We start from the raw sequence: 24,086 nt of genomic DNA on the forward strand, positions 1-24,086 counted from the left end.
ACCCGAATGAGCGACCTTTTTTGGCTGACGGACGAGCAGATCGAGCGGCTGCGGCCGTTCTTTCCCAAGAGCCACGGCAAGCCGCGTGTCGATGACCGGCGGGTGCTCAGCGGCATCGTCTTCGTCAACCGCAACGGGCTGCGCTGGCGAGACGCGCCAAGCGCGTATGGTCCTCACAAGACGCTGTATAACCGGTGGAAGCGCTGGGGCGAGCGAGGCGTATTCACGCGCATGATGGAGGGGCTGGCGGCGGTCGATGCGGAGCCYAAGACCGTGATGATCGACGCGACCTACCTGAAGGCGCACCGCACGGCATCAAGCCTGCGGGTTAAAAAGGGGATCTCGGCCGCCTTATCGGCCGCACCAAAGGCGGCATGAACACAAAACTCCATGCCATCGCCGACGCGAACGGGAGGCCCTTGAGCTTCTTCATGACCGCGGGCCAGGTCAGCGACTACACCGGGGCGGCCGCGCTGCTCGATGACATGCCTGCGGCACAGTGGCTGCTCGGTGATCGCGGCTACGACGCCGACTGGTTCCGCGACGCTCTCCAGGCCAAGGGCATTCAGCCCTGCATACCGGGTCGCAAATCCCGCAACGAGCCGGTCCGATACGATAAGCGCCGATACCGGCGCCGCAGCCGCATTGAGATCATGTTTGGCCGCCTCAAGGACTGGCGCCGCGTCGCAACCCGCTACGATCGCTGCCCGACCGCCTTCTTCTCCGCCATCGCCCTNCAGCCGCATTGAGATCATGTTTGGCCGCCTCAAGGACTGGCGCCGCGTCGCAACCCGCTACGATCGCTGCCCGACCGCCTTCTTCTCCGCCATCGCCCTCGCTGCCACCATCATCTTCTGGCTGTAATCAACGAGTCCTGAGCCTAGCAGTGGAGCTGGTGGCCCTGAGGAAAGCAGCTTTTCATAGCCGAGGAATGGACAGCGGGCAACGTTGTTTAGATATGCTGGGCGCCGGTTCCGTATGACAACGTCTTACGCGCAAACCCGCAGATTTCCTGGCGTATTACAACGTAAGACATTTCGTAATACGATGTAATCGCACGTAGCCTGGTACTAACCAATTGCTTGATAAGTAGAAATAGCAAGCGAAGCTTGCGTAGGGTGTGCTTGTTTTCTCCCTTTACCGGCTACTCATATTCAAAGTGCCAATCGATCGATCTTGGGGCCGTTCTTTGCTTCCTGCGAGGACGTCAGGCCGGCGTTATAGCCGGCCAGTAGAGATTGGTTCTGTTGCATCGAGAGGGCCGATCGGCAGCGAGTTTTGGTCATCAATACGATAGGCGAGATCACGTTTGTGCGCGGTCCTTTCCCGCTTATCCAAATCTTCGCAACTCAGGTTCATCAGTCACGGCGGAACGCCAGTGCACGAGGTACCGGTAAGCTGTTCCGTACTGCATGGAGCAGCATCGTCATTCCCGAATCCTCGACCGGTTCGATGAGGATCAGCCCGGTCGTTTTACCACCCATCCACAGCCGCATGGCACACGTCAGATTGTCAGACGGAGGGGCTACTCCAGATGGCTGATTGGGCATGGCCAAATCCACCCCCTTAGATCGCCACCAGCACCTCGTCGCGCTAGGGTCAGGACTCGTTGATTACAGCCAGAAGATGACGGTGGCAGCGAGGGCGATGGCGGAGAAGAAGGCGGTCGGGCAGCGGTCGTAGCGGGTTGCAACGCGTCGCCAGTCCTTGAGGCGGCCGAACATGATCTCGATGCGGCTACGTCGCCGATAGCGGCGCTTGTCGTACCTGACCGGCTCGTTGCGGGACCGCCGCCCTGGGATGCAGGGTTGGATGCCCTTGGCCTGGAGCGCATCCCTGAACCAGTCGGCGTCGTAGCCGCGGTCACCTAGCAGCCACTGAGCCTTCGGCAGGTCGTCCAGCAACGCGGCCGCACCGGTGTAATCGCTGACCTGCCCGGCGGTCATAAAGAAGCTCAAGGGGCGTCCGTTCGCATCGGCTACGGCATGGAGCTTGGTGTTCATGCCGCCCTTGGTGCGGCCTATCAGGCGGCCAAGGCCCCCCTTTTTACCCGCAGGCTCGATGCCGTGCGGTGCGCCTTCAGGTAGGTGGCGTCGATCATAACCGTCTTCGGCTCGGCGCCTGCCGCCGCCAGTCCTTCCATCATCCGCGTGAACACGCCTGCCTCACCCCAGCGCTTCCACCGGTTGTAGAGCGTCTTGTGTGGCCCATAGGCGCTTGGCGCATCTCGCCAGCGCAGCCCATTGCGGTTGACGAAGACGATGCCGCTCAGAACCCGTCGGTCGTCCACCCGCGGCCGGCCGTGGCTCTTGGGAAAGAACGGCCGCAGCCGCTCAATCTGCTCATCCGTCAGCCAAAACAGGTCACTCATTCCGGTCTCCTCGCGGAGCCTGAATCAGATCGCGACGTTCACATCAATGGGTCCTGACCCTAGTCACATTACGCTTAAGAAGCACAAAGTTCTTGACGTAAAATTTCATTGCTTAATCGGATTCAATTTGACTTGATAGATACGCCCTATAATTTCTTCGTTTTTATCAGATGGACGTATGATTAGGCTGAGATATTGCACTGGACAACTTTTGGATACTTGAAATTTTCCAGAAAACTTCCCTTCCGACCGTACACCTATCGGAACTCTTCCGATTTCTGCAGTATTTGCACATATTAGCGCCCAATAAGGCTGGCTGCTTCCGGGCAAATCTATGCCTGTGGCACGCCCCTCCAGAAAATATTCTCCGGGCGGTAACAACTGAGCTTGGCGTAGAACAGGGCCACCTATCCCGGGGGGAACTGAAAATTCAAATACCCCGCCGCCTTCGTCGTGTTGAAACGTTGCAACAACGCCATCATTTTCGATTGAAACCCAATCGAATATCGAAGGCTCGGCAGGCGTGGCTGTGAAATTGGGGTCGCGCGATCGCCTACGATCTACGCCAGGTGTAATTGCCGAATAAAGATTCCATGCTTCGTCAAATTTTCCCTGCTCACCAAGGCGCCGTATCAGTACCGCACGCGACGCAGCAGGCAGAAGAACATCCGCTTTTGCAATATCCTTGAAAAGAGACGCGACGGAGATGGTATCGACGGCATTGTCGGCTAGGTACACAATGAACGGTCCGCTCCACGTCGGTTGCGTCTTTAACCGTGAGACCAACGCCAAACGAATGGCCGGATCATCGAGCGCTTTGGCCAGAACCGGAAACAGCAGATCGGGGGCAAGGCGTGACGTACGGAGAGCAATATCGTACTGACGCAACGCGCCTTTAACATCGCCACGACTTACCGCGTCCTCGATCCACCACAGACGAGTCCGCAGATCGCGGCGTGAGAGCCTATTGCCATAAGCGAAGATATGCCGCGCCAGCGCGGTATTGTTACGAATTTGAGCGTTGATACCCAGTGTCGCAACCGCTGCAATCGCCGTCGGATCTTGATGCAATGCCTGCCGGGCAAGGCTGTCGCTTTGCACACGATCCGCAGGGCTTGCTTCGGGACCCGAAAGTTGTTCGGAAAGCAGCGCAGTAATCCGCCCGTCGCCAGGAGCAAGCGCATGCGCGTAGGCCGGGTCAATCCCCCTGATTGAATAAGCCAACGCGTAAGTGATGGCGGTATATCCCAACCCGGTGGCCGCAATCGCGATGCAGATGCGAACGCACCACTCACCCTTGGACCACCGGGATGTCAGTATACCACCACCGGCCATCAACCTTCTTTCGCTCCTGTACCGTCCCGACCATAGCCATAGCCATAGTCATATCCATACCCGTTATGGGCCTTGCGCGGTTCGAATTTGGTCAATACGCCACCGAAGATATGAGCATTGGCTGATGCAAGCCGTGCCAGCGCAGTCTTGACCAGCGTCGAGCGAATACCGTGGGATTCGACAGCGTAGACGACCCCTTCGACCCGGCTCGCGATCAGCGGAGCATCGGCTAGCCCCATCACCGGCGGGCTGTCGATGACAATATGTTCAAATCGTTCGTGAAGTCGTTCGATCAGCAGAGACAGACGGTGACCAGTCAGCAGCTCGGCGGCATTCGGCGGAATGGGTCCTGCGGACATCGCGGTGAAGCCAAGATCACTCATCTCGAACGTCAGTTGCATGATATCCTCTTGTCCAGCGAGAAAGTTGCTGAGACCGCGATCGTTACTGACGTTGCCTAGATGATGGACTGATGGCGAGCGCATGTCACCATCGATCAGGATCACCCGCTTTCCGCTTCGCGCCAGCATGGTTGCCAACGCAAGTGCAGTTGTCGACTTACCCTCGGCGGGGCGGGTCGACGTTACCGATAGCGAGCGGGGAACTCCATGCTCTGTAGTAAAAGCCAGATTGGTTTGCACCGCGAGATAGGCATCGACCATATCCGACTTACGATTGAGCAACGCCTCACGCGGCGTAGACCCTTCAACTTTGGGCACCGATCCCAGCAATGGCAATCCGAGACGACGCTCGACCTCCGCCGGATCGGCGATCGCCTCGTCCATCTGTTCGAGCGCAAAGGCGAGTGCCGCCCCCAGTCCCAACCCTGCCAGCAAAGCGATCGCCAGATTGATGAGTAGTCGTGGCGACGACGGCTTCTGCGGCACTTCAGCTTGGTCGACAATAGCAATATTGTTGACTCCAACCCCGCCAGCGACTCCGATTTCCTTGAACCGTTGCAACAGTCCCTCGTACAGGGCGCGGTTAGTATCCACTTCCTGCTGGAAAATATTGTACTGGATCGATCGGCGCCGCAGATCAAGATAATTACCCTTGAGCTGCTCGACCCGTGCCTGCAATCCGCGCTCCCGTTCCACCGCGCTACGATAGTCCCCCTCAAGCGAACCTGAAACGCGCCGCTCCTCGCCAGCGATGCTGCGGTCGAGTTGATTGATCTGCGACTGAATAGCGAGCGCAGTCGGGTATTCCGGTTCGAACTGAGTCAGCAGCCGCTGATATTCGGCGGCCAGTTCGGCGCGACGCTGACGCAGCGCATTGATCGCTTGGTTGCGTAGGGCTTCGGACGAGGAACCCGCGCGGCCAATTTCCCGATAGCGCGCCTCCGTAGCGATGCGCTCAGCCGTCGCTTGGCTCAACGCTGCATTGAGCGAAGCGAGATCGTCAGCAACGATCGAGCGTTCTGCGGTTGACCCGTCGCCGTTCTGCTGGGCAGGCAGGTTGATGATCCGCTGTTGCGAGGCATAGGCTACGAGTTGCCGCTGGGATTCATCCAGTCGCTCCTTCTGCTGCGCCAGCTGGCGCTGCAGAAGGTTGCGACCGTAAGACGTCGCCTGGATCTTACGCTCCAAGTTGGTCTGGATGAAGGCTTCGGACCATGCGTTGACCACTCGGGCCGAAAACTCCGCGTCAGGACTGGTGAAACGGATATCGACCAGGCGTGACAAGCGCGTGGGCGAAATGTTCAGATGATCGCGCAACACCTGCCCGGCTACCCGTTGGCGGATGGCCCGGCCGGCGGCGGGATAACGGCCGTTCACCAACTGAAAGGCCGGCACCTCGGAGGACACCCCAAAGCGTTCGTAGAACTTAGGGTCGTCGATCAACCTCAGTTGCGTCGCAACGCGTTCGGAAAGCGAGCGTGCCTGTAGCAGGCCGTATTGGGTCTGATAAAATTCCTGGTCGGCGACGCTTGTCTCGCGCTCCACTCCTTGAAAATTCGTGACCTGGCTAGCCTCGCGGGAGATTTCGACCGTTGCACTTGCCGTATATTTCGGCGTCATCAACAAAGTGACGATCAGCCCGAGCAGGACGCAAGCAGCGACGGCACCAAGAATAACGTAACGCCAGCGGAGCGCAATCCGCAGATACTGCCGGATGATCGGCACGTTCTCAGGCGGCTTTTGCGTCCGGATGCCAATGGAAGCATCGCGCGAATAGGGAGTGACGAGGTTCATGTCGTGCGAGGCCTTATTGCAGGACCGCAATCAGCGGTGCTGCGAGAAGCGGAGAAAGCGACACGAAATCGCGGAACAGGCGGCGCTGGGGTGAATCGCCTACGATGATGACGTCGTTGGCGAACACTGGCGGATCGTTATAGGCCCCCCGCCGGATCGCATCGACATTGTAGAGACCGGCCATACGCTGGTTGCCGACAGTGCGCAGGATGACGACGTCGTCTTGACGCGCAAATTCGGACAGCCCCTTGGCCGAAGCGATGACCCGCATCAACGTCATTTGGTTGGTGACGGGGTACAAGCCGGGTTCGACGACCTGTCCGTCAATCGTCACGACCTGACTGACCGAACTCTTGATGTTGACCGTGACTTCGGGCTTCCGAACGTAGCGCGCGCGCAAGGCAGTATCGATCGCCTGCGCCAATTCCTCGGCGGTTTTGCCCCGTGCGTCGATCGTACCCGCCAGCGGCATAGCGATACGCCCACTGGCATCTACTTGCATCTCACGGCTTAGATCCGGAACACTGAACACGTCTACCTGTATCGTATCGAGTGGGCCGATCAGTGCAGGGCGATCGGCCGCGGTCAGATCACCTCGGTCGGGTGGTGGCAACACCGAGCTGCCATGAACCACGGTTAACCCCGAGCTCGATTGGAGAGGTTCCCGGCCAGCGCATCCCACAAGGGCACTTGCCAGTAATAAGGCGATACAAAGCTTGCGCATGCGCTTGAGAAATCCGCGATGGATGCAGGGAAAGAAGGCGCAGCCTATAATTGCTGCGGAGCATCGGGTAAAGTCGAGCGCGTCGACAGATTATCGCCGCTCGCCAGCCATGTTGCGGCGATGACGAAAACGGCCATCATGATCGGCGTGCGTGCTGGGTAATCGAATAGGCTTGCAACAAACAGAAGTAGCAGCAAGGAGGATCCGAGAAGGGGCGGGATAGCGCCTCCACCAAACCGGGGAGCGCGCAACGCACGAAGTGTGGTATGGCACCACCATCCCAGTCCAGCCACCAAGAGCAATGTGGCCGGAAGGCCACCGTCGAGGATGATTTCGAGCAGATCATTATGCGCGTGATTGAAATAGGTAGTCTTCAACAGTCCGAACGGTTCGTGTATCCGGAAGACCGGATCGAAACCGCCAAAACCCGATCCGACCGGAAAATAGGTTTGGATCATCAACAGCACCGTAGGCAACGCACGCGTGCGCATATCCTGCAACTGGTCGGTTTCGAATAATCGGTCGATCGATGCCGCGCGACCTGCCGCAAAGCTGGCTGCAACGAACGCGAGGATGAGCAAGACACTACCGACCGGCAGCACCCAGCGCGGATAACGACGCAGTTCGCGCTGGGCCCTCGGCCAAATCAGTAGGGCGCCCAGCAACAAGCCGATTCCACCGAGTAGCAGTCCGGCACGCGATCCGCTGGCAAGGATCGTTAGCAGAAACAGGACCAGCAGGCCGCCCAAGACCGGTAGTCGCCATCCCGGCGACCGACCCGCAGGGAATGCCCAGACGGGTGCAATTGCGCAACCCATCGCCATGAACAGCGCAAAATGATTACGATTGGCAAACAGACCGCTGACCTGACGCGCATCGCCATTAAGTAGCGGATTGCGCAAATCCACTCCCGAGAACTGAATCAGGCCGATCAGCATCGACGTAACGATCAACCCGAAGAGAAGGTTGAACACCCAACGACGTTCGTACGCGCGCACACCGCCAAGAGCGAATAAAATGGCAAAGGGCACGACCAGCGACGATGCAGCGTTAAACGCGGCACCGGGGACGATAGCGATCGGGCGCCACGGAGCCACCCCTTCCTCTACCGCACCTGTCAGAATGGAGCGTCCAGGCAACGCCTGCCAGATGGACGGCGGCAACGGGATCAACTGGATCGCTACCGTCAAGAGAGCAACCAGCATCAGCCAGAATACCGGACGAGGGCCGACCAATGCAGCCCGGCGCTGAAAAAGAACGCAGGCGACGAGAACTGTCCATGCACCTGTACGAACCACCACTTGGCCCAGCACGTCAGCGCGCGCACTTCCTCCGGCCAGGAACAGCAAAATCAGCAACAGGCCCGTTAAGACGAAGGAAGGGCTGAGACGGAACGAGACGAGACGAGACTGCACCATGCCCGTGAGCCGCTACTCCATTTTGACCAGACAGAAAACCATTTTGATCGGCCGGGGCTGCATATCGCAGCTACGCCTTGCAACGAAAAAATTATCCGTCGTCCGTGGACGGCGAATGAAGGTGCCATGATAATATTTTACTATTCCCGTGCGCTGGCATATAGGCCCTGTAAAATGGCGAAATTATCATTTGCTTCCGTTCTTCGGATAATAATCCGCCAGCCCTGACGAGAATCCGGCAATATAATGATTACCAGCAAAAGCATGCCTTACGCAGGCTTAAATCACCAACTGCTTGTTTCCTTCTTGTCGTCCGTCATCCCGTATCTGATAATTTTGATGACTCTGCCGCAAGGGCAGGGGGGGCCTCCGCTTGCTATTACGGCGGTAGCTACATTCGTCACAGTTCTGACAGGTTCGATTATTCTACGCAATGTCACCAGTTATCCTGGTGTCGAAGCTAGTGTTTATTTTGTACCTTCATTTTTGATAACTTACGGTTCTTTGCTTCTTATATTTACAATGGGGCGAATTCCGTACAGCCGTCCGCAAATCATCGGGTCGTTCGTGTGTGCGGTATTCCTCTATTATTTTGCAATCGTGCGTTTAATGCGTCGGCGCAAGCCATGTATTGCGGTTGTTGCAGTTGGTGAAATCCAACCACTTCTGAACGAGGAATATGTGGACTGGCGCATATTGGCGAGCCCCGATACGCCGCTGAACGGTGCGATCGCGGTGGCCGCCAATCTGTGGGCCGACCTGCCCGACGAATGGGACCGCCGCCTTGCCGACTTCGCGCTGAAAGGTATTTCGGTTTACCATAGCAAGCACTTGTTGGAATCGCTGACTGGACGGGTCGAACTCGAACATCTTTCGGAAAGTACGTTTGGCACCCTCTCTCCGATTTCGGCCTATATGGCGCTGAAGCGTGGTATCGACACGCTAGTAGCGTTGATTACGCTGATCGTGCTGTTTCCCGTGTTGGCAGCGCTGGCTATCGTGATCCGACTGAACTCACCGGGACCGGCGATATTTCGCCAGCAACGGATGGGGTATCGGGGCCAACCTTTCACGCTTTACAAATTTCGTACCATGACCAATGCCCCGCCTTCGCAGGATCAGCGAGATGCCGCGATGACGAAAGACAGCGATAATCGTATCACTTCGATTGGCCACTTCTTGCGTCAAAGCCGGATTGACGAATTACCGCAGATCATCAACGTCCTGAAGGGCGAGATGAGTTGGATCGGTCCCCGTCCGGAAGCGATGGTACTATCGCGCTGGTACGAAAAGGAAATCCCCTTCTATCGCTATCGCCACATCGTGCGCCCTGGCATCACTGGTTGGGCACAAGTTTCGCAAGGCCATGTTGCTGAGGTGAACGAAGTAAAAAGCAAGCTGCATTATGATTTTTATTACATCAAAAACTACTCACTTTGGATCGACATTCTTATCGTCGTCCGCACCATCCGTACCATGTTGACCGGGTTCGGTGCCAAATGACGGCGCCGGATAGATGAGCCATCGGAGCATCGATCCTTGAGAAATTCATCCGATTCTATGCCAGGCAGCCACGCAAATACGTGGTTCGATGACACTGGGGTGCCAGTTACGCGTACCACGGGGTGGCTGATGGCGTTCATAATGCTGGGAGCCTTGTATTTCTTGCCCGCGGCATTGCCGTTCCTGTTCAATGCATCATCGTTCGCAATTGGCACCATAGCCAGCCTGATACTGTTCTGGTTCTTCTATGGCATGGGTTGGACGCCACGACGCACCGCTGGAATGAGCGATATTGGTTGGTTGTGGGCGATTGGCACCGCGGTGTTCGCCGTCCTGCATCTCGTCGTCGCATCGCAGATCGGGACGATAGATATCGGACGTGCGTTGTCCTCGTTGACGATGCTGATTTTCATGATTGTATCGGCTGCACTGATCGCTGACACGCTGTTTGTCATCGAAGATCGCGCTTTGATGCGGACGATGACCCTACTCGCACTCGTTTTCTTTGGTATTGCCGCGATGTCGATCGCGGGTATTCAGCCGCCAACCCAAAGCATCGGTGAAAAGCCGATATTTCCCTATACAGAACCGTCTTTTTTTGCGTTGACCTTTGCTCCGGTACTAATATTTCTTTGCGTGTCATCACCACTTTGGCTCCGGCTGATATGGCTGGGAGCTGGAGTAGTCCTGGCACTGCTACTCGCGAACCTGACACTGATGGTTGCAGTGTTGCTGGCGGCGATCGTCAGCTTGCCGTTAATAATTCTCATACCCACGCTTTTAGCTGCAGTCAGTTTCGCAAGTCTACTAGATCTTAGCTATTTCACCGACCGAATCAATTTTACGCTAACGTCCAACAATCTATCGACGCTGGTTTATCTCCAGGGTTGGCAGTTGCTGGATGAATCTTTGCGCAATACGTTGGGCTGGGGCCTCGGATTTCAGCAGCTAGGCATCGGCTACACGAATGTACCGGCATCGATTCGCCTCAATCAATTGATTGGATTTGATCTTAATCTGACCGATGGCAGCTTCATTTTTGCTAAAATTGGCAGCGAGTTTGGCATATTCGGCATAATATTTTCGGTTTTCGCTTTATATCTTTCTATAAAATCCTTTGTTGTACTGCGCTATGTGGCACGAGGCAAAAAAATTATTCCAGCCAGCTTGTTATTATGTTATGCTATATTGTTAGGAAGTTTGGTAGAATTGTTAGTTCGTGGAGCGAACTATTTTACTGGATCTATGGTCCTATTTCTATCTGCCTGCTTTTTCTTGTTGAGATTTAGAAGAATCCGTTCCGGAGAAATCGGGTGATCGGCTTTAGCTTTTTGGGCCTTGCTCCCGACCATCTGTCAGGCATCGGACGATACTCGGTGGCGTTGTTCGAAGCGATTGTTGTGATATTGGGCGATACGCCGGACCAACCAATCGTCGCCTTCGTTCCCGTTGGCAGCGAGCATCATTTTTCAGATGCTGCGCGCGCCTACGTTAAACCGTTACCCCTGCCGCACAACGCGGTGGCGCGTATTGCCTATGAGCAACTCGTCTTTCCGATCGTCCTGCGCCGAACCGGTGTCCGTACCTTGCTCAATGCCTCGTTCACCGGCCCGTTGTTCTGGGGCGGGGACATGGTGACCGTAATACACGATCTTTTCTATCACATTGTGCCTGCCATGGTACGATCCGACCGCCGGATGTACTTGAAGACGCTGGTACCGCCCACGATGCGCCGCAGCCGTGCGATTATCGTCGTGTCGCACAACACGGGACGGGACGTGGCACGGACCTATCCCGATATCGCGGATCGTGTAGTGGTCGTACCGCTGGCATGTCGCCCCATGTCCCGATCCGCCCGGCTGGAAACGATGCCTTCGGACTGCGCAATGATGGTATCGACGATTACCGCCAATAAGAATCCCGGCTTGTTCGTCGCCGCGCTGAAACTACTGCGGACCGATCACAACTGGGCCTGCGGAATGATCGTTGGCAACGATCCGGAAGGTTTGGCCGCCACTGCGATTGCCGCTCACGACGCTGCACACATTGTCGAACAGCGGCATCACGTGTCCGATAAAGAACTGACCAGACTTTATGCGAACGCGCTGGCGGTGGTGATCCCGTCCTATTACGAGGGCTTTGGCCTTCCCGTCCTTGAAGCGCAGGCGATGGGCGTACCGGTGTTGTGTTCGGATCGCGGGTCGTTGCCTGAGGTTGCAGGCGATGGTGCATTATTCTTTGATCCGGACGATCCTGATGCGCTGGCGCAGGCGATCGATACCGTTCGGAACGATCGGGGCACACGTCGTCGCTTGATCGATGCGGGTACTGCGAACGTTGCTAAGTATAGCTGGGAGCGTACCGCACGCGATACCCTGGCCGTTCTGTGCGCGAACCGGAAGAAGATCTAATGCGCATCGTTCAGCTTGGCAAATTCTATCCGCCCGAGAATGGAGGCATCGAAACCGTCACCCTCGATCTTGCCGAGGGGTTTGCGAAACGCGGGTGGCAATCGGAAGTCGTCGCATTTACCCGGCAACGGCCCGAAAACATCGTACGCAACGGCGTGTCAATCCTGCGGGTTAAATGCCGGGCAGTGTTTTCGTCGCAACCTTTGGGGCTTGACTGGATTTTCGCGACGATCCGCCGTGCCCGCAGGGCTGATGCGACCATTCTGCATGCACCCAATGTCCTAGGGGGGATCGTCAGTCCGTTTTTGGGACAGGGAAAGTCCATCGTGCTGTGGCACAGTGACATTGTAAACAAGGGCTTTTTCGAGGTTTTGATCCGTCCACTGGAAGAACTGATGCTGCGTCGCGCCGATCAGATCTGGGTGACGTCGGACATCTATGCGGCGAATTCGCAGCGACTGCAGAAGCATACGGACAAGATTCGTACCCTGCCGCTTGGCATCCACGACGTCGCTGCCGGTCCGGTGCATCCGCTATCCGACGAAATTCAGACCTTTCTGCGTGGTCGCCGCTTCGCATTGTCAGTCGGTCGCCTGGTTCCTTACAAGGGTTTTCACGATCTGATCGAAGCGGCTGCACTGCTCGATGACAACCAAGTGATCGTCATTGCGGGAACCGGACCACTTAAGGACGAACTGGCCGCCGCAATCGATCGCCTAGGCGTTGGCAACCGAGTTCTACTTGCTGGACGGGTGCCGGACGAGTTGCTCAAGGCGCTGTTCGCCCATGCCGCACTGTTCGTGCTGGCATCGAACCAGCGATCCGAAGCCTATGGCGTAGTGCTGCTCGAAGCGATGACGTTCGGATTGCCGATCGTTGCGACTGATATCTCGGGATCGGGCGTACCATGGGTCGCCGGGAGCGGTAAGACCGGTCCGATCGTGCCTGTAAAGTCGCCTACCGCACTGGCCGAGGCGATCCGGACACTGTTCACCGCCAAGGATACCAGCACACTGCGCCGGCAATCGCGGGAACGCTTCGTCGAATTGTTCGGCGTCGAAACCATGGTGGATCGAGCCTGTGCGTTCCTCCGGTGACGATGCGCCTTCGATGGCGGGCGGGATCGGGCGACGACGGTTGCTGGCGGGGATCGGCGGTGCAGCCGGACTGGGACTGGCGTCCAATGCGGCCTATTGTCACCGGCAATCGGACACGCCAGCTCCGGACATCGGAACGATCGCCAAGCTAAGCGGCATTCTTGACGCACAAAGCTTTGGCGTTACCATGTCAGGACGTACTGATGACAGCGCGGCGTTGCAGGCAGCGATCGATGCCGCCCACGCCGCTCGCAAGATGCTGCTGATTCCCGGCGGCGTGGCCCTACTGGGCAAGCCGCTGCGTCTGCAGGGGCGCTCGGTGCGGTTGCTGGGGGTCGGTATGGATCGTACGATCCTGCGGGCCGAAGTGGCGATGGACGTCATGATCGACGTTCGCGAAACCGAGGACAAGATCGTCTCTCCCTTCGAGATCGAAGGGCTGTGCCTTGACGGTGCCGGACGGGTGGGCACCGCACTGGCGATCCGATATCGTCATCATTCGGTACTACGCGACATGCTGTGCACCAGCGCGGGCACCGGAGTTCGTGAAACCGACTGCTGGTTATCGCGGCGCTATAATTGCCGGGTCGAGCGGCATCGCGTCGGATGGTTGATCGAACGTAACGGTCACAGCAGTCTGTGGGAGGGATGTTCGTTCGTTGAGTGTGACGAAACACACTTGGCGATCGACACGCCGGGACAGGGCGAACCGAGCAGCGCACTGACCTTTCGGGGCTGCGATGTCGAGTTCGGGCGGGGCACCGGGATACGTATCGGCAAGGGGGTCGTAGCCGCGTTCGACAACTGCTATATCGGTGAGAACATCGACGGCATCGTGTTCGACAACGCCGGACTGGCAACGGTATCGGGCGGTGTAGCGTTTTTCGGCCATACACCGGCCAGTGCGCTGGTCCGTCCGGGCGACGGAACGATCCGGTTCCAAGGGGTAAAGGTGAATGGCCAGAACGCCGGCTCGCTCACTAATATGGTCGCTCCATCGAACGGTCCAGGCAAGATCGACATTCGTGATATTACCCCCGCATTCTCGATCGCAGGTGATCCGACCATAGCCGGGCGACCGCTGATGATTGGGACGGCGAACAGCATGGTCGCTGCACAAGGTCGCAACTGGAACACCGTCGCGCGCGGTTGCATGGTCGATCGGGCAGCGAGCGGGACTGCGGGAGTGCGTCTGCGCTGCCGGACAGCCACTGCCACTGCCAATACCCAATTCGGTGCCAGCACGCCGCTGCCTGCCGATCGTACGGCATCGGGACGCCCGGTCAGCGCAATCGTCGTCTATGCTGCGTCGGCTCCGCTGACGCTGCAGGCGGTGGGGGTGCAAACAGGCAGTGAAGGCCGCCAGAACGCGCCCGCCTTTATTCAGGTGCTCGGCATATTACCCGCTTCGACGAGCGAGCGTACCTATCTCAAGCTTGACGAACGGTTAGCGGACCGCCCCTTTACCCATTTGGAGATTGTCGGCCCGGCAACCTCTGGCAACTGGATGACATTGGAGAACGTCACCCTTGCGCTGCGGGCAGATGCGACCAATGCAACGCTCAACCTTGCGATGGCGCAGTGAACGCTATGGCGGATTTTACTCCTTCCTGCGCAAGCGGTACGGTTTCCATGCAGGCCACCGCGCATCGTTCGGACCCGGATCACCGTGAATAGAAAGATATTCTCCAACGGCCTGTGGAACGTGCTGGGGGGTATGTCGAGCGCGTTGGTAGCCGTGCTGGTACCGCCGTTTTTGACGCGCATGCTGCCGCTCGAAGCCTATGGTGCATGGGCGGTGGCGTTGCAGATCGGCACCTATGTCAACATTTTTGGTCTGGGCGTGCAGGCTGCGGTCGGGCGATATGTCGCCTTCTACCCAGCGCCCGAGCAGACCGACGAACGCGACAGTATCGTCGCATCAGCCTTTTGGGCATTGCTGGTCATCGCGCTGCTTGGTTGCGGCGCGACTGGCATGCTCGCGACCCATACCGATCGATTGTTCCCGCACCTTTCCCTGGCATGGCAATCCGACGCCGCCCGCGCCACCGCGATCCTCGGCCTGTCATTCGCGGTTTCGCTGATCGGTTCGATCTTCGGATCGGTGTTCCTGGGCTTGCAGCAGAGTCATGTTCCCGCAATCACACAACTTGGCGGACGTGTGCTTCAAGGAGGATTGCTGATCGCAGCGGCTTCTACGGGCAGCCTGACGATCATGGCATTGGCGCATCTGGCAGGGTCGGTAGTCATTACTGTCATATTATGCTGGCTGTGGCGGACACGTACGCGGCATCCAACGATCGCTACGCACCGGATCAGCCGCGATAGCCTGAAGGAATTAGGCGGCTTCTGCCTCAGTCTGACCGTCTGGAACCTCGCAATGCTGCTCGTGTCCGGGCTCGATCTCATTATCCTTGCGCGGTATGCACCGATATCGGTTCCTTTCTATGCCGTTAGCCTGACACTGGTTAGTTTCATCGCAGGGACGTTGCAGGCGCTGGCATCGGCACTAACCCCGGCGGCTGCGGGAATGCAGGCGACCGATGGCGGCGATCGACTGAAGGAATTGCTGGTCCGTGCATCGAAGTTGATCGCGATCGCATCGCTGCTGGTATCGGCACCGTTGATGTTTACCGGGCGCGAGATACTGACGCTCTGGGTCGGCCCGGTCTATGCCGATCATGCGCAGGCCATTCTAGCACTGTTGGCCGTCGCAACGGTCATTCGGACCTGCCTGCTTCCCTATGGCATGATTGCGATCGGTACGGGACAGCAACGCCGCATGATCTACACCCCGTTGATCGAGGGTCTGACGAGCCTCGTACTCAGCCTGTGGTGGGTTCGCGAGCATGGCGTGATGGGGGTAGCCGCCGCCAAGGTGGCAAGCGCGACATTGGGTATCGTGCTGCTGATCGGCCAGAACGCACTAGCGCATACGATACCGCACCTGTCCCGCCGAACCGTGACATGGGAAGGTGTACTACATCCTCTCCTGTTCTGGGCGGCGCTGGGTGCGCTCTTCATACTTGCCTCGCCACTGCGCAGTGATCCGTGGAGGTTCGCGCCCCTCATGGCGCTGGCCGTCCTGATTGCCGCGATCGCAATGGGGTGTCGCGATATCGTACAGTTATTGCGGCGTTTCTCGAAACGGAGCCAAGTCCGTGCCTAACTTTGCCCGACGTGCGATCACCTATCTGCGATGGTTGCCCCCATTTCGCTTTCTACGCCGTGGCGAAGGTATCCGCGTCGCGCGCCCCCGCTTATGGGAACATACCGACCGCATCACGGTGGGCGCGCGGACCGTCGTCCGCGAACATAGTTGGCTGTGTCCGCTACCCTCCTGGAACGGCGTTACGCATTCGGCCCGAATCACGATCGGTAGCAATGTCTACATCGGTCGTTTTTGCTGTATTTCAGCAATCGATCTGGTTGAGATCGGCGACGACTGCGTCTTTAGCGAACAAGTCTACGTTGCCGATGCCGTGCATGAGGTGGACCCCCGTGCCGGACATATCTTTACGCAACCAATGCGGAGCAAGGGTCCGGTCCGCATCGGTCGCGGTACGTTCCTCGGCTATGGCAGTCGTATCCTGACCGGCGTCACGCTAGGCGAGGGATGCGTTGTCGGAGCCAATGCAGTCGTCAACCGCTCGTTCCCTGCCTACAGCATGATCGCCGGCATCCCCGCTCGCCGAATCAAGGCCTTTAACCTCGCAAGCGGCGAATGGGAGGCGGTCGGTGATTGATACCCCGCCCTCCGACGGTATCGCCCGGCACATTGCACCCTTCTTGCGGATCAGCCATGCGCTACGCTTCCGGATGCGCCGACTTTATACGACACTGGTGCTTGCTCGCTGTTACGGCCGGATCGGCAAGGGCAGCGTCGTCTTTCGACAGGATATGGTGCGCTTCCCACATCGTATCACCATTGGTGAACGTACGATCATTCGCCACGGTGGACGAATCGAAATGGTACTGCATGGTCAGGATCCGCTGCCTTGGCTGAGCATCGGAGACAACGTCAATATTGAACAGAATGTGCACATCGTCTGCCATGGTTATGTTCGGATTGGTCACAACGTCTCGATCACGGGAAATTGCGCCATCGTCGACGTATCGCACCCGATAGATGCCATCGAACGCGGCATGAAAATCGGCGACGCGATTGATCCTGCACTGCGCCGGGTGGAAATCGGCGATAATTGTTTCATAGGGTTTGGTTCGACTGTCCTGCCCGGCGTGACGATTGGCAAAAATTGTGTCATCGGCGCGGGATCTGTCGTTACGCGCGACATCCCATCGAATTCCATCGCGTCCGGTATTCCTGCTCGGGTTCTACGCTCCCGGACCATGCAACCTGCCAGAGAGTCTTGATATGCCTCGTATTGCCTTGGTGACGGTGACGTACAACGGGGAGACGGTCTGGCCCGAATTTTTTGACAGCATGCTCGCGCAGCTGGGGGTCGAATGGCATTTGATCGTCGTAGACAATGCCAGTACCGATCGTACGACCGACATGGTGCGTGCTGCGCAGGACGCGCGGATCACGCTCATTGCCAACGACCGCAACGCAGGCGTCGCCGAGGGTAATAACCAGGGCACGCAATGGGCGCTCGATCATGGCTATGACGAAATTCTGCTCATCAATAACGACACCGCGTTCGGTCCCGACCTGTTGCAACGCTTGTCGGCGACCCTCGAACAGAGCGGTGCGGGAGCGGTCTCCGCACTGATTCCCTATTATGATCAGCCCGATATTTCGTGGTATTCTGGTGGCCATTTTAGCAAACCGCGCGGCATGCTGAGCCTGCACGATGGTCAGGGAAAGCTGTTTTCGGTAGGTGACGCTCCGTTTCCTACCGACTATGCCCCGACTTGTTGCGTATTGTTCCGGGCGGAGGTTTTCAAACGGGTTGGTTTGATGGACGAGACGTATTTCGTCTATTGGGACGATGTCGATTTCCTGTGGCGAATGAAACGTGCCGGAATCAAGATCGTTGTCGATCCAGCGGCGGTCATGTTGCACAAGGTCAGCATTTCGACCGGCGGGCGACAGTCGGATTTCAGCATCCGTTACGGGCATCGCAACCAAATATACTTCGCGCGCAAGTTTTTTGGCCCGGTGTATGCGGCCTATGTCACTGTATTTTCTACATCGACGGGGCTGGGACGGGTTGTACTGGGCAAAGATAGTGGGCGGCAATGGCGTTTGCGTTTGAAGGCGATGAGCGAAGGCTGGAAGATGCAGCTTCCGGCACATGCCGGCGCCTGATCCTTCTTAGCTATCATTACGGAATTACGGGGTACATCAATGAATATTCTGATTACCGGCGGTGCCGGTTTCATCGGCAGCCGGACCGCCGCCGCCCTTGTCGCGCGCGGGGATCAGGTCACGATCATCGACAACCTGTCACCACAGATTCACGGCGACGCCGAGGCCCGGGCGCGGATCGCGGCAAAACTGTCTGAACAAACCAATTTCATCGAGGACGATGTCCGCAACGTAAATCTGCTGACCTCGCTCGCGCGCGAGCATGACGCGGTTCTGCATCTTGCGGCCGAAACTGGCACCGGGCAGTCGATGTACGACATGGTCCGCTACAGCGACGTGAACGTCACCGGCACGGCGGCGTTGCTGGAAGCTGCGACCGTATCCGGATCGCGGATCGGAAAGATCGTCGTGGCATCGTCGCGCTCAATCTATGGCGAAGGTGCCTATCGCTGCGTGTCACACGGGTTGGTCTATCCCGGCGATCGTTCGCCTGCTGCAATGGATGCCGGCATATTCGATCCGCGTTGTCCGATCTGCGACGAAGTGGTCGCGGTTGCGCCGACACCGGAAAGTGCGCCGCTGACGCCCGCCTCCGTCTATGCGGTCACTAAACTTGCCCAAGAAAATATGGTGTTGGCGGTCGCACGTGCGCACGGATTGTCAGCCTATGGGCTACGCTATCAGAACGTGTTCGGTGCCGGGCAGTCGCTAAGCAATCCATATACCGGCATTTTGTCGATCTTCTCGCGCGAGATGGTGTTCGGCCGTCCCATCGAGATTTTCGAAGACGGGTTGGAAAGCCGCGATTTCGTGCATGTCAGCGACGTCGTCAGGGCCAATTGCGCGGCATTATCGGCCGATGCCATCGGCGTACATCCGATCAACGTAGGTACGGGCGTCGGAATTTCGGTCGAGACGGTTACTGCCGAACTGGCACGGTTTTTGGAATATCAAGGTACGGTTCGCGTCTCGGGTCGTTACCGCGCAGGAGACATTCGCCACAACATTGCCGATGTCGGCTTGCTGCAGGCCGAATTGGATATGACGTGCGGCATTGATTTCCGGACTGGTCTAGAAGAATTCGTGACGTGGTCGCGCGCCGAACTGATGCGTGGCATGGACAACGATGGCTATGCCCGTTCGCTGGCCGAACTGGCAGAGCATGGATTGATGAAGGGCGGGTGAACATCCTCGACCTGACCAAGGGAGCATGCCACCCCAAGCCCTTCGCATCGACTAAGCAACGGTAGTTTGAAATGCCCCCCTCCCCCGTCCAACTCATCCGCCCGAAACGCCATGGCGACGCCCGTGGCTGGTTCACCGAGGTCCACTCCGTGCCCGCCTTCGCCGCGCTCGGCATCGATTGCACCTTCGTGCAGGACAACCATTCCTATTCCGCCCCCGCCTTCACCCTGCGCGGCTTGCATTTCCAGACGCCGCCGCGCGGCCAGGACAAGCTGGTCCGCTGCATCCGCGGGCGGATCTTTGACGTCGCGGTCGATGTTCGCAAAGGCTCGCCGACCTGGGGCCACTGGGTTGGTGCCGAGCTGTCCGCCGAAAACGGCCACCAGCTGTTCATCCCCATCGGCTTCGCACACGGCTTCGTCACGCTTGAGCCCGATTGCGAGGTCACCTACAAATGCTCGGACACCTACGCGCCCGATCAGGACGGCGGCATCGCGTGGGACAGTGTCGGCATCGACTGGCCGATCCCCGCCGGCGTCACCCCCGAACTTTCGCCCAAGGACGGTCGGCAACCGGCACTGGCCGACTTCGACAGCCCGTTCGCCTATGACGGCCGTCCGCTGGCCCCGCTTTCCTGATAAGGACCGATCGCATGCGCATCTTCGTCACCGGCGGGGCCGGCTTCATCGGCTCGGCTTTGGTCCGCCACCTGATCGAGAACACGACCCACGACGTCCTGAACTTCGACAAGCTGACCTATGCCGGCACGCTGACCACGGTCGAGCGGGTCGCCGACAGCGACCGGTACCAGTTCGTCCACGGCGATATCTGCGATGCGGAGGCGGTCCGCGCCGCGATCGCCGGCTTCCGACCCGACGTCATCACCCATCTGGCCGCCGAGAGCCATGTCGACCGATCGATCGATGGCCCCGGCGCGTTCGTGCAGACCAATGTCGTCGGCACCTATACCATGCTGGCCGAGGCACGTGCCTGGTGGCTGAGCCTCGACGAGGAGGCGCGCAAGGCGTTCCGTTTCCACCATATCTCGACCGACGAAGTGTATGGCACGCTGGGCGATACCGGGCTGTTCACCGAAGACACGCCCTATGATCCGCGCTCGCCCTATTCGGCGTCGAAGGCGGGCAGCGACCATCTGGTCAGCGCATGGGGCCATACCTTCGGCCTGCCGGTGCTCATCACCAACTGCTCGAACAATTACGGGCCGTATCATTTCCCCGAAAAGCTGATCCCGCTGATGATTGCCAAGGCGCTCGATGGCGAAAAGCTCCCCATTTATGGCAAGGGCGATCAGGTCCGCGACTGGCTGTATGTCGAGGACCATGTCCGCGCGCTGCAGGCGGTGTTCGAACGCGGGCGACCGGGCCGGACCTATAATGTCGGCGGCCATAACGAACGGCAGAATATCGAGGTGGTGCAGACGCTCTGCGCGATCCTCGACGAACTGCGCCCGCGCGCCGATGGCCGTCCTTACGCCGAACAGATGACCGAGGTGGCCGACCGCCCCGGCCATGACAAGCGCTATGCGATCGACGCCTCGCGCATCGGTGCCGAACTGGGCTGGCACCCGGCGGAAACCTTCGAGACCGGCATCCGCAAGACGGTCGAATGGTATCTGGCGAACGAGGCGTGGTGGCGTCCGCTGGTCGCCGCCAAGGCCGCCGAACGGCGCGGGGTCGCGTGATGCTGCGTCGACCTGTCGACATGTCGGGTGCGCGATGAAGCCGATCCTCGTCACCGGTGCCAACGGCCAATTGGGCCGCGAACTGGCGCGCATCGCCTGCCCCGCCGGCTATGAGGTCGTGGCACTCGACCGCGCCGCGCTCGACCTGACCGATCTGGCGGCGATCGCGGACGTGATCGCGTCGCGCGACTGGGCGGCCGTCATCAACGGCGCGGCCTATACCGCCGTCGACAAGGCCGAGAGCGACGTCGTCGCGGCCTGGACCATCAACGCGCTGGCCCCGGCCGCCTTCGCGCAGGCCTGTGTCGCGGCCGGCATCCCGCTGGTGCAGGTATCGACCGACTATGTCTTCGCCGGGGACAAGGACGGTGCGTGGGAAGTGACCGATCCGGTCGCGCCGCTCGGCGTCTATGGCGCGTCGAAGCTGGGCGGCGAACTGGCGGTCCGCACCAGCGGCGCGCGCCATGCGATCGTCCGCACCGCATGGGTCGTGTCGGCACACGGCAGCAACTTCGTGAAGACGATGCTGCGCGTCGCCGCCACCCGGACCACGCTGTCGGTGGTCGATGACCAGATCGGGTCGCCGACCAGCGCCGCCGATCTGGCGAGCACGCTGCTGACGATCGCCGTTCGTCTGGCCGAGGACGCCGACGCGCCCACCGGCACCTTTCATTTCAGCAATGCCGGCGCGGTCAGCTGGGCCGGTTTCGCGCGCGAGATCTTTGCGCAATCGGGGCTGCGCGGCGGGGCCTCGGCCGAGGTCGCGCCGATCCCGAGCAGCGACTATCCGACCCCGGCGAAACGCCCGGCCAACTCGCTGTTCAGCCACACCGCCATCCACGCCGCCTATGGCATCGCCCCACGTCCGTGGCAGGCGGCGCTGGGGCCTATTCTCGACGAACTGATCGGACATACAGCATGAAGGGCATCATCCTCGCCGGCGGCTCGGGCACGCGGCTTCACCCGGCGACGCTGGCGGTGAACAAACAGCTGCTGCCCGTCTATGACAAGCCGATGATCTATTACCCTCTGAGCGTGCTGATGCTCGCGGGCATCCGCGACATCCTGATCATCTCCAGCCCTGAATTCATCGACAATTACCGCCGCCTGTTCGGCGACGGATCGGCGTTCGGCCTGGCCATGTCCTATGCCGAACAGCCCAGCCCCGATGGCCTCGCGCAGGCGTTCACTATCGGTGCGGACTTCATCGGCGACGACAACGTCGCGCTGGTGCTGGGCGACAACATCTTCTTCGGTGCACACCTGACCGACCTGCTCGCCAGCGCCGTCGCCCGGCCGACCGGCGCGACGGTGTTCAGCTACCGCGTCGAGGACCCCGAGCGCTATGGCGTGGTCGAATTCGGCGAAGGCGGCCGCGCGATCAGCCTTGAGGAAAAGCCGGCGGTGCCGAAGTCGAACCACGCGGTCACCGGCCTGTATTTCTACGACAACCGCGTCGTCGACTATGCCCGCAACCTGAAGCCCTCGGCCCGCGGCGAGCTGGAGATCACCGATCTCAACCAGCTCTATATGGAGGCCGATGACCTTTATGTCGAACAGATGGGGCGGGGCTATGCCTGGCTCGACACCGGCACGCATGACAGCCTGCTGGAGGCCGGCGAATTCGTGCGGACGTTGCAGAAGCGGCAGGGCGTGCAGGTCGCGTGTCTCGAGGAAATCGCGTTCGAGATGGGTTTTATCACCGCCGATCAGGCACGCGCGGCAGGGGAGCGGTTCAAGAAGACCGCTTATGGCCAGGCGATCCTGAACGCGGTCGAGGGGCGCTAGTCCCACTCCCGCCGGCCACCGGATCGGGGCCGGCGGTGACAAAGGGGGGCAGACCGACTAGGGACGACGCTCCCTATCTTCCCGGAAAATCGTTCGTGCCGCCACTCGCCATCATCACCATGGTCTATAACGAGGCGGAGAAGCTGCCGATTTGGCTGCGGCATTATGCGCGGCAGGTCGGGCTGGCGCATTGCTACGTCATCGATCACGGGTCGGACGACGGCTCTACCGAAGCGCTCGGCGGCGCGAGCCGGATCATACTGCCGCGGTCACCGCAGGACAATGACCAGCGTCTGGCACTGGTGGCCGACCTAACCCGCGGCCTGCTGCGCTATTACCGCCGCGTCGCCTATGTCGATGCCGACGAACTGCTGCTCGCCGATCCGGCGGGCTACCGCGACCTCAACGACTATGCCGAACGGATGACGGCCGACGCGGTCACCTCGATCGGGCTGGAGATCGTGCATGGCACGGGCGAGCCGCCGTTGGAATCCACGCGCGGGGTCGGCGGACAGCGCGGCAGCGCGATCTTTTCCTCGTCGATGTGCAAGACCAACATGGTCGGGCGCGGGGTCAACTGGGCACCAGGCTGGCATGCGCACGACGCCGCCCCGCGCTTCGACGATCTGTACCTGTTCCATCTGCGCCATGCCGATCTCGATCAGGCGCTGAGGCGGCTCGCCATCACCCGGGCGATGCCATGGGCCAGCGAAGCCGCAGGCCGGCACCAGCGCAACGACGACGACTGGATGCGCGGCGTCGTCAGCCATTTCGGCGGGCTGCCGTTCGATGTTGAAACAGGAGTAACGCAGCCCGACGGGCCGGTCGCGCAAGCGTTGCAGGAATTCGTGGCGGACGCCACGCCCGGGGCGACCCCGGCGCATCCATGGTCGGTGCCGCTGGCGCGCTATGGCCGGCCGCGCGTTGCGATCGAACCGCGCTTTCGCAAGGCGTTGGACGTATAATCCGCAATATCTTTAAGCAATTTTTACCATCGTCATTTACCGCTTGCGCCATCGCATCGCTGCCGGAGGGGCAAGACAAACGTGGCACGTAGCAAGCCGTCGAGGCTCGGCACGATCCGG

The 24,086-nt window shown here is 59.3% G+C and carries 22 protein-coding genes and 1 pseudogene; 17 read left to right on the forward strand and 6 right to left on the reverse strand.

Annotated elements, in window-relative coordinates; all coding sequences use genetic code 11:
• Positions 1-6: 6 nt before the first annotated feature.
• Together ASE70_RS19170 and ASE70_RS19815 are read left to right on the forward strand one after the other, a co-directional pair.
• Positions 7-736 (forward strand): IS5 family transposase gene (locus ASE70_RS19170; RefSeq protein ID WP_156356156.1). Its coding sequence is split into 2 segments (ribosomal slippage), with 731 coding nucleotides annotated over them: positions 7-340 and positions 340-736; the frame shifts between segments, so codons are not numbered across the junction. This gene is flagged as partial in the annotation.
• Position 737: 1 nt separating this feature from the next.
• Positions 738-864: pseudogene (locus ASE70_RS19815) on the forward strand (transposase); the annotation flags it as partial.
• 494 nt (positions 865-1,358) lie between these two features.
• On the opposite strand, the gene ASE70_RS20890 reads toward ASE70_RS19815, so the two are convergent.
• The 6 genes from ASE70_RS20890 to ASE70_RS09865 form a co-directional block, all read right to left on the reverse strand.
• Positions 1,359-1,484: a hypothetical protein gene (locus ASE70_RS20890; RefSeq protein ID WP_268795549.1), complete on the reverse strand. Its 126-nt coding sequence runs from the start codon at positions 1,482-1,484 to the stop codon at positions 1,359-1,361.
• 129 nt (positions 1,485-1,613) lie between these two features.
• Positions 1,614-2,371 (reverse strand): IS5 family transposase gene (locus ASE70_RS19175; RefSeq protein ID WP_156356132.1). Its coding sequence is split into 2 segments (ribosomal slippage): positions 1,614-2,050 and positions 2,050-2,371, totalling 759 coding nucleotides; the frame shifts between segments, so codons are not numbered across the junction.
• Positions 2,372-2,476: 105 nt separating this feature from the next.
• Entirely contained in the window at positions 2,477-3,706 is a 1,230-nt protein-coding gene (locus tag ASE70_RS19820) for a hypothetical protein (protein ID WP_156356133.1), read from the reverse strand.
• The gene (locus tag ASE70_RS09855) at positions 3,706-5,901 is read right to left on the reverse strand and encodes a GumC family protein (RefSeq protein WP_056504153.1); all 2,196 of its coding nucleotides are present in this window, start codon (positions 5,899-5,901) and stop codon (positions 3,706-3,708) included. Before ASE70_RS09855 ends, ASE70_RS19820 begins: the two co-directional genes overlap by 1 nt.
• Positions 5,902-5,914: 13 nt before the next feature.
• Positions 5,915-6,625: a polysaccharide biosynthesis/export family protein gene (locus ASE70_RS09860; RefSeq protein WP_156356135.1), complete on the reverse strand. Its 711-nt coding sequence runs from the start codon at positions 6,623-6,625 to the stop codon at positions 5,915-5,917.
• Positions 6,626-6,669: 44 nt separating this feature from the next.
• A complete protein-coding gene (locus ASE70_RS09865; protein WP_235519753.1) occupies positions 6,670-7,983 on the reverse strand; it encodes an O-antigen ligase family protein in 1,314 nt (437 codons plus the stop codon).
• 399 nt (positions 7,984-8,382) lie between these two features.
• Here ASE70_RS09865 and ASE70_RS09870 point away from each other — a divergent pair, with 399 nt between their 5' ends.
• The 15 genes from ASE70_RS09870 (at position 8,383) to ASE70_RS09940 (ending at position 23,966) form a co-directional block, all read left to right on the forward strand.
• Positions 8,383-9,546, forward strand: coding sequence for an exopolysaccharide biosynthesis polyprenyl glycosylphosphotransferase (locus ASE70_RS09870; protein ID WP_235519759.1), 1,164 nt, complete (start codon positions 8,383-8,385; stop codon positions 9,544-9,546).
• Between the two features lie 129 nt (positions 9,547-9,675).
• On the forward strand, positions 9,676-10,863 hold the full coding sequence (locus ASE70_RS09875; RefSeq protein WP_156356138.1) for a hypothetical protein: 1,188 nt from the start codon (positions 9,676-9,678) through the stop codon (positions 10,861-10,863).
• A complete protein-coding gene (locus tag ASE70_RS09880) occupies positions 10,860-11,957 on the forward strand; it encodes a glycosyltransferase family 4 protein (protein WP_156356141.1) in 1,098 nt (365 codons plus the stop codon). The genes ASE70_RS09875 and ASE70_RS09880 overlap by 4 nt, the downstream gene beginning before the upstream one ends.
• Positions 11,957-13,054 carry a glycosyltransferase gene (locus ASE70_RS09885; protein WP_056504169.1) on the forward strand — a complete coding sequence of 366 codons (1,098 nt, stop codon included), beginning with the start codon at positions 11,957-11,959 and terminating at the stop codon, positions 13,052-13,054. Before ASE70_RS09880 ends, ASE70_RS09885 begins: the two co-directional genes overlap by 1 nt.
• Before the next feature lie 13 nt (positions 13,055-13,067).
• On the forward strand, positions 13,068-14,639 hold the full coding sequence (locus tag ASE70_RS09890; RefSeq protein WP_156356142.1) for a glycosyl hydrolase family 28-related protein: 1,572 nt from the start codon (positions 13,068-13,070) through the stop codon (positions 14,637-14,639).
• 84 nt (positions 14,640-14,723) lie between these two features.
• Positions 14,724-16,223: an oligosaccharide flippase family protein gene (locus tag ASE70_RS09895; protein ID WP_156356144.1), complete on the forward strand. Its 1,500-nt coding sequence runs from the start codon at positions 14,724-14,726 to the stop codon at positions 16,221-16,223.
• A complete protein-coding gene (locus tag ASE70_RS19825) occupies positions 16,216-16,800 on the forward strand; it encodes an acyltransferase (RefSeq protein ID WP_162235961.1) in 585 nt (194 codons plus the stop codon). The genes ASE70_RS09895 and ASE70_RS19825 overlap by 8 nt, the downstream gene beginning before the upstream one ends.
• On the forward strand, positions 16,793-17,428 hold the full coding sequence (locus tag ASE70_RS20990) for an acyltransferase (protein WP_327196829.1): 636 nt from the start codon (positions 16,793-16,795) through the stop codon (positions 17,426-17,428). The genes ASE70_RS19825 and ASE70_RS20990 overlap by 8 nt, the downstream gene beginning before the upstream one ends.
• A 1-nt stretch (position 17,429) precedes the next feature.
• A complete protein-coding gene (locus ASE70_RS09910) occupies positions 17,430-18,326 on the forward strand; it encodes a glycosyltransferase family 2 protein (RefSeq protein WP_082450949.1) in 897 nt (298 codons plus the stop codon).
• A gap of 39 nt (positions 18,327-18,365) precedes the next feature.
• Positions 18,366-19,511, forward strand: a complete 1,146-nt coding sequence (locus tag ASE70_RS09915) for an NAD-dependent epimerase/dehydratase family protein (RefSeq protein WP_056504186.1) — start codon at positions 18,366-18,368, stop codon at positions 19,509-19,511.
• Positions 19,512-19,582: 71 nt separating this feature from the next.
• The gene (gene rfbC / locus ASE70_RS09920) at positions 19,583-20,149 is read left to right on the forward strand and encodes a dTDP-4-dehydrorhamnose 3,5-epimerase (RefSeq protein ID WP_056504188.1); all 567 of its coding nucleotides are present in this window, start codon (positions 19,583-19,585) and stop codon (positions 20,147-20,149) included.
• Between the two features lie 14 nt (positions 20,150-20,163).
• Positions 20,164-21,213, forward strand: coding sequence for a dTDP-glucose 4,6-dehydratase (gene rfbB / locus ASE70_RS09925; RefSeq protein ID WP_056504190.1), 1,050 nt, complete (start codon positions 20,164-20,166; stop codon positions 21,211-21,213).
• Positions 21,214-21,247: 34 nt separating this feature from the next.
• Complete coding sequence (gene rfbD, locus ASE70_RS09930) at positions 21,248-22,135, forward strand: dTDP-4-dehydrorhamnose reductase (RefSeq protein WP_056504193.1); 888 nt, start codon at positions 21,248-21,250, stop codon at positions 22,133-22,135.
• The gene (gene rfbA / locus ASE70_RS09935) at positions 22,132-23,001 is read left to right on the forward strand and encodes a glucose-1-phosphate thymidylyltransferase RfbA (RefSeq protein ID WP_056504197.1); all 870 of its coding nucleotides are present in this window, start codon (positions 22,132-22,134) and stop codon (positions 22,999-23,001) included. Before rfbD ends, rfbA begins: the two co-directional genes overlap by 4 nt.
• Positions 23,002-23,096: 95 nt before the next feature.
• Positions 23,097-23,966: a glycosyltransferase family 2 protein gene (locus ASE70_RS09940; RefSeq protein WP_156356148.1), complete on the forward strand. Its 870-nt coding sequence runs from the start codon at positions 23,097-23,099 to the stop codon at positions 23,964-23,966.
• The last annotated feature ends 120 nt before the right edge of the window (positions 23,967-24,086 follow it).

This window comes from Sphingomonas sp. Leaf22 (assembly GCF_001421715.1).
Classification (GTDB): Bacteria; Pseudomonadota; Alphaproteobacteria; order Sphingomonadales; family Sphingomonadaceae; genus Sphingomonas.

Excerpts from the sequence above, each read along its gene's own strand:
- ASE70_RS20890 (WP_268795549.1), bottom strand. The coding sequence starts at position 1,484 with ATGGGTGGTAAAACGACCGGGCTGATCCTCATCGAACCGGTCGAGGAT.
- ASE70_RS19820 (WP_156356133.1), bottom strand. The coding sequence starts at position 3,706 with ATGGCCGGTGGTGGTATACTGACATCCCGGTGGTCCAAGGGTGAGTGG.
- ASE70_RS09855 (WP_056504153.1), bottom strand. The coding sequence starts at position 5,901 with ATGAACCTCGTCACTCCCTATTCGCGCGATGCTTCCATTGGCATCCGG.
- ASE70_RS09860 (WP_156356135.1), bottom strand. The coding sequence starts at position 6,625 with ATGCGCAAGCTTTGTATCGCCTTATTACTGGCAAGTGCCCTTGTGGGA.
- ASE70_RS09870 (WP_235519759.1), top strand. The coding sequence starts at position 8,383 with ATGACTCTGCCGCAAGGGCAGGGGGGGCCTCCGCTTGCTATTACGGCG.
- ASE70_RS09875 (WP_156356138.1), top strand. The coding sequence starts at position 9,676 with ATGGCGTTCATAATGCTGGGAGCCTTGTATTTCTTGCCCGCGGCATTG.
- ASE70_RS09885 (WP_056504169.1), top strand. The coding sequence starts at position 11,957 with ATGCGCATCGTTCAGCTTGGCAAATTCTATCCGCCCGAGAATGGAGGC.
- ASE70_RS09890 (WP_156356142.1), top strand. The coding sequence starts at position 13,068 with ATGGCGGGCGGGATCGGGCGACGACGGTTGCTGGCGGGGATCGGCGGT.
- ASE70_RS09910 (WP_082450949.1), top strand. The coding sequence starts at position 17,430 with ATGCCTCGTATTGCCTTGGTGACGGTGACGTACAACGGGGAGACGGTC.
- ASE70_RS09915 (WP_056504186.1), top strand. The coding sequence starts at position 18,366 with ATGAATATTCTGATTACCGGCGGTGCCGGTTTCATCGGCAGCCGGACC.
- rfbC (WP_056504188.1), top strand. The coding sequence starts at position 19,583 with ATGCCCCCCTCCCCCGTCCAACTCATCCGCCCGAAACGCCATGGCGAC.
- rfbB (WP_056504190.1), top strand. The coding sequence starts at position 20,164 with ATGCGCATCTTCGTCACCGGCGGGGCCGGCTTCATCGGCTCGGCTTTG.
- rfbD (WP_056504193.1), top strand. The coding sequence starts at position 21,248 with ATGAAGCCGATCCTCGTCACCGGTGCCAACGGCCAATTGGGCCGCGAA.
- rfbA (WP_056504197.1), top strand. The coding sequence starts at position 22,132 with ATGAAGGGCATCATCCTCGCCGGCGGCTCGGGCACGCGGCTTCACCCG.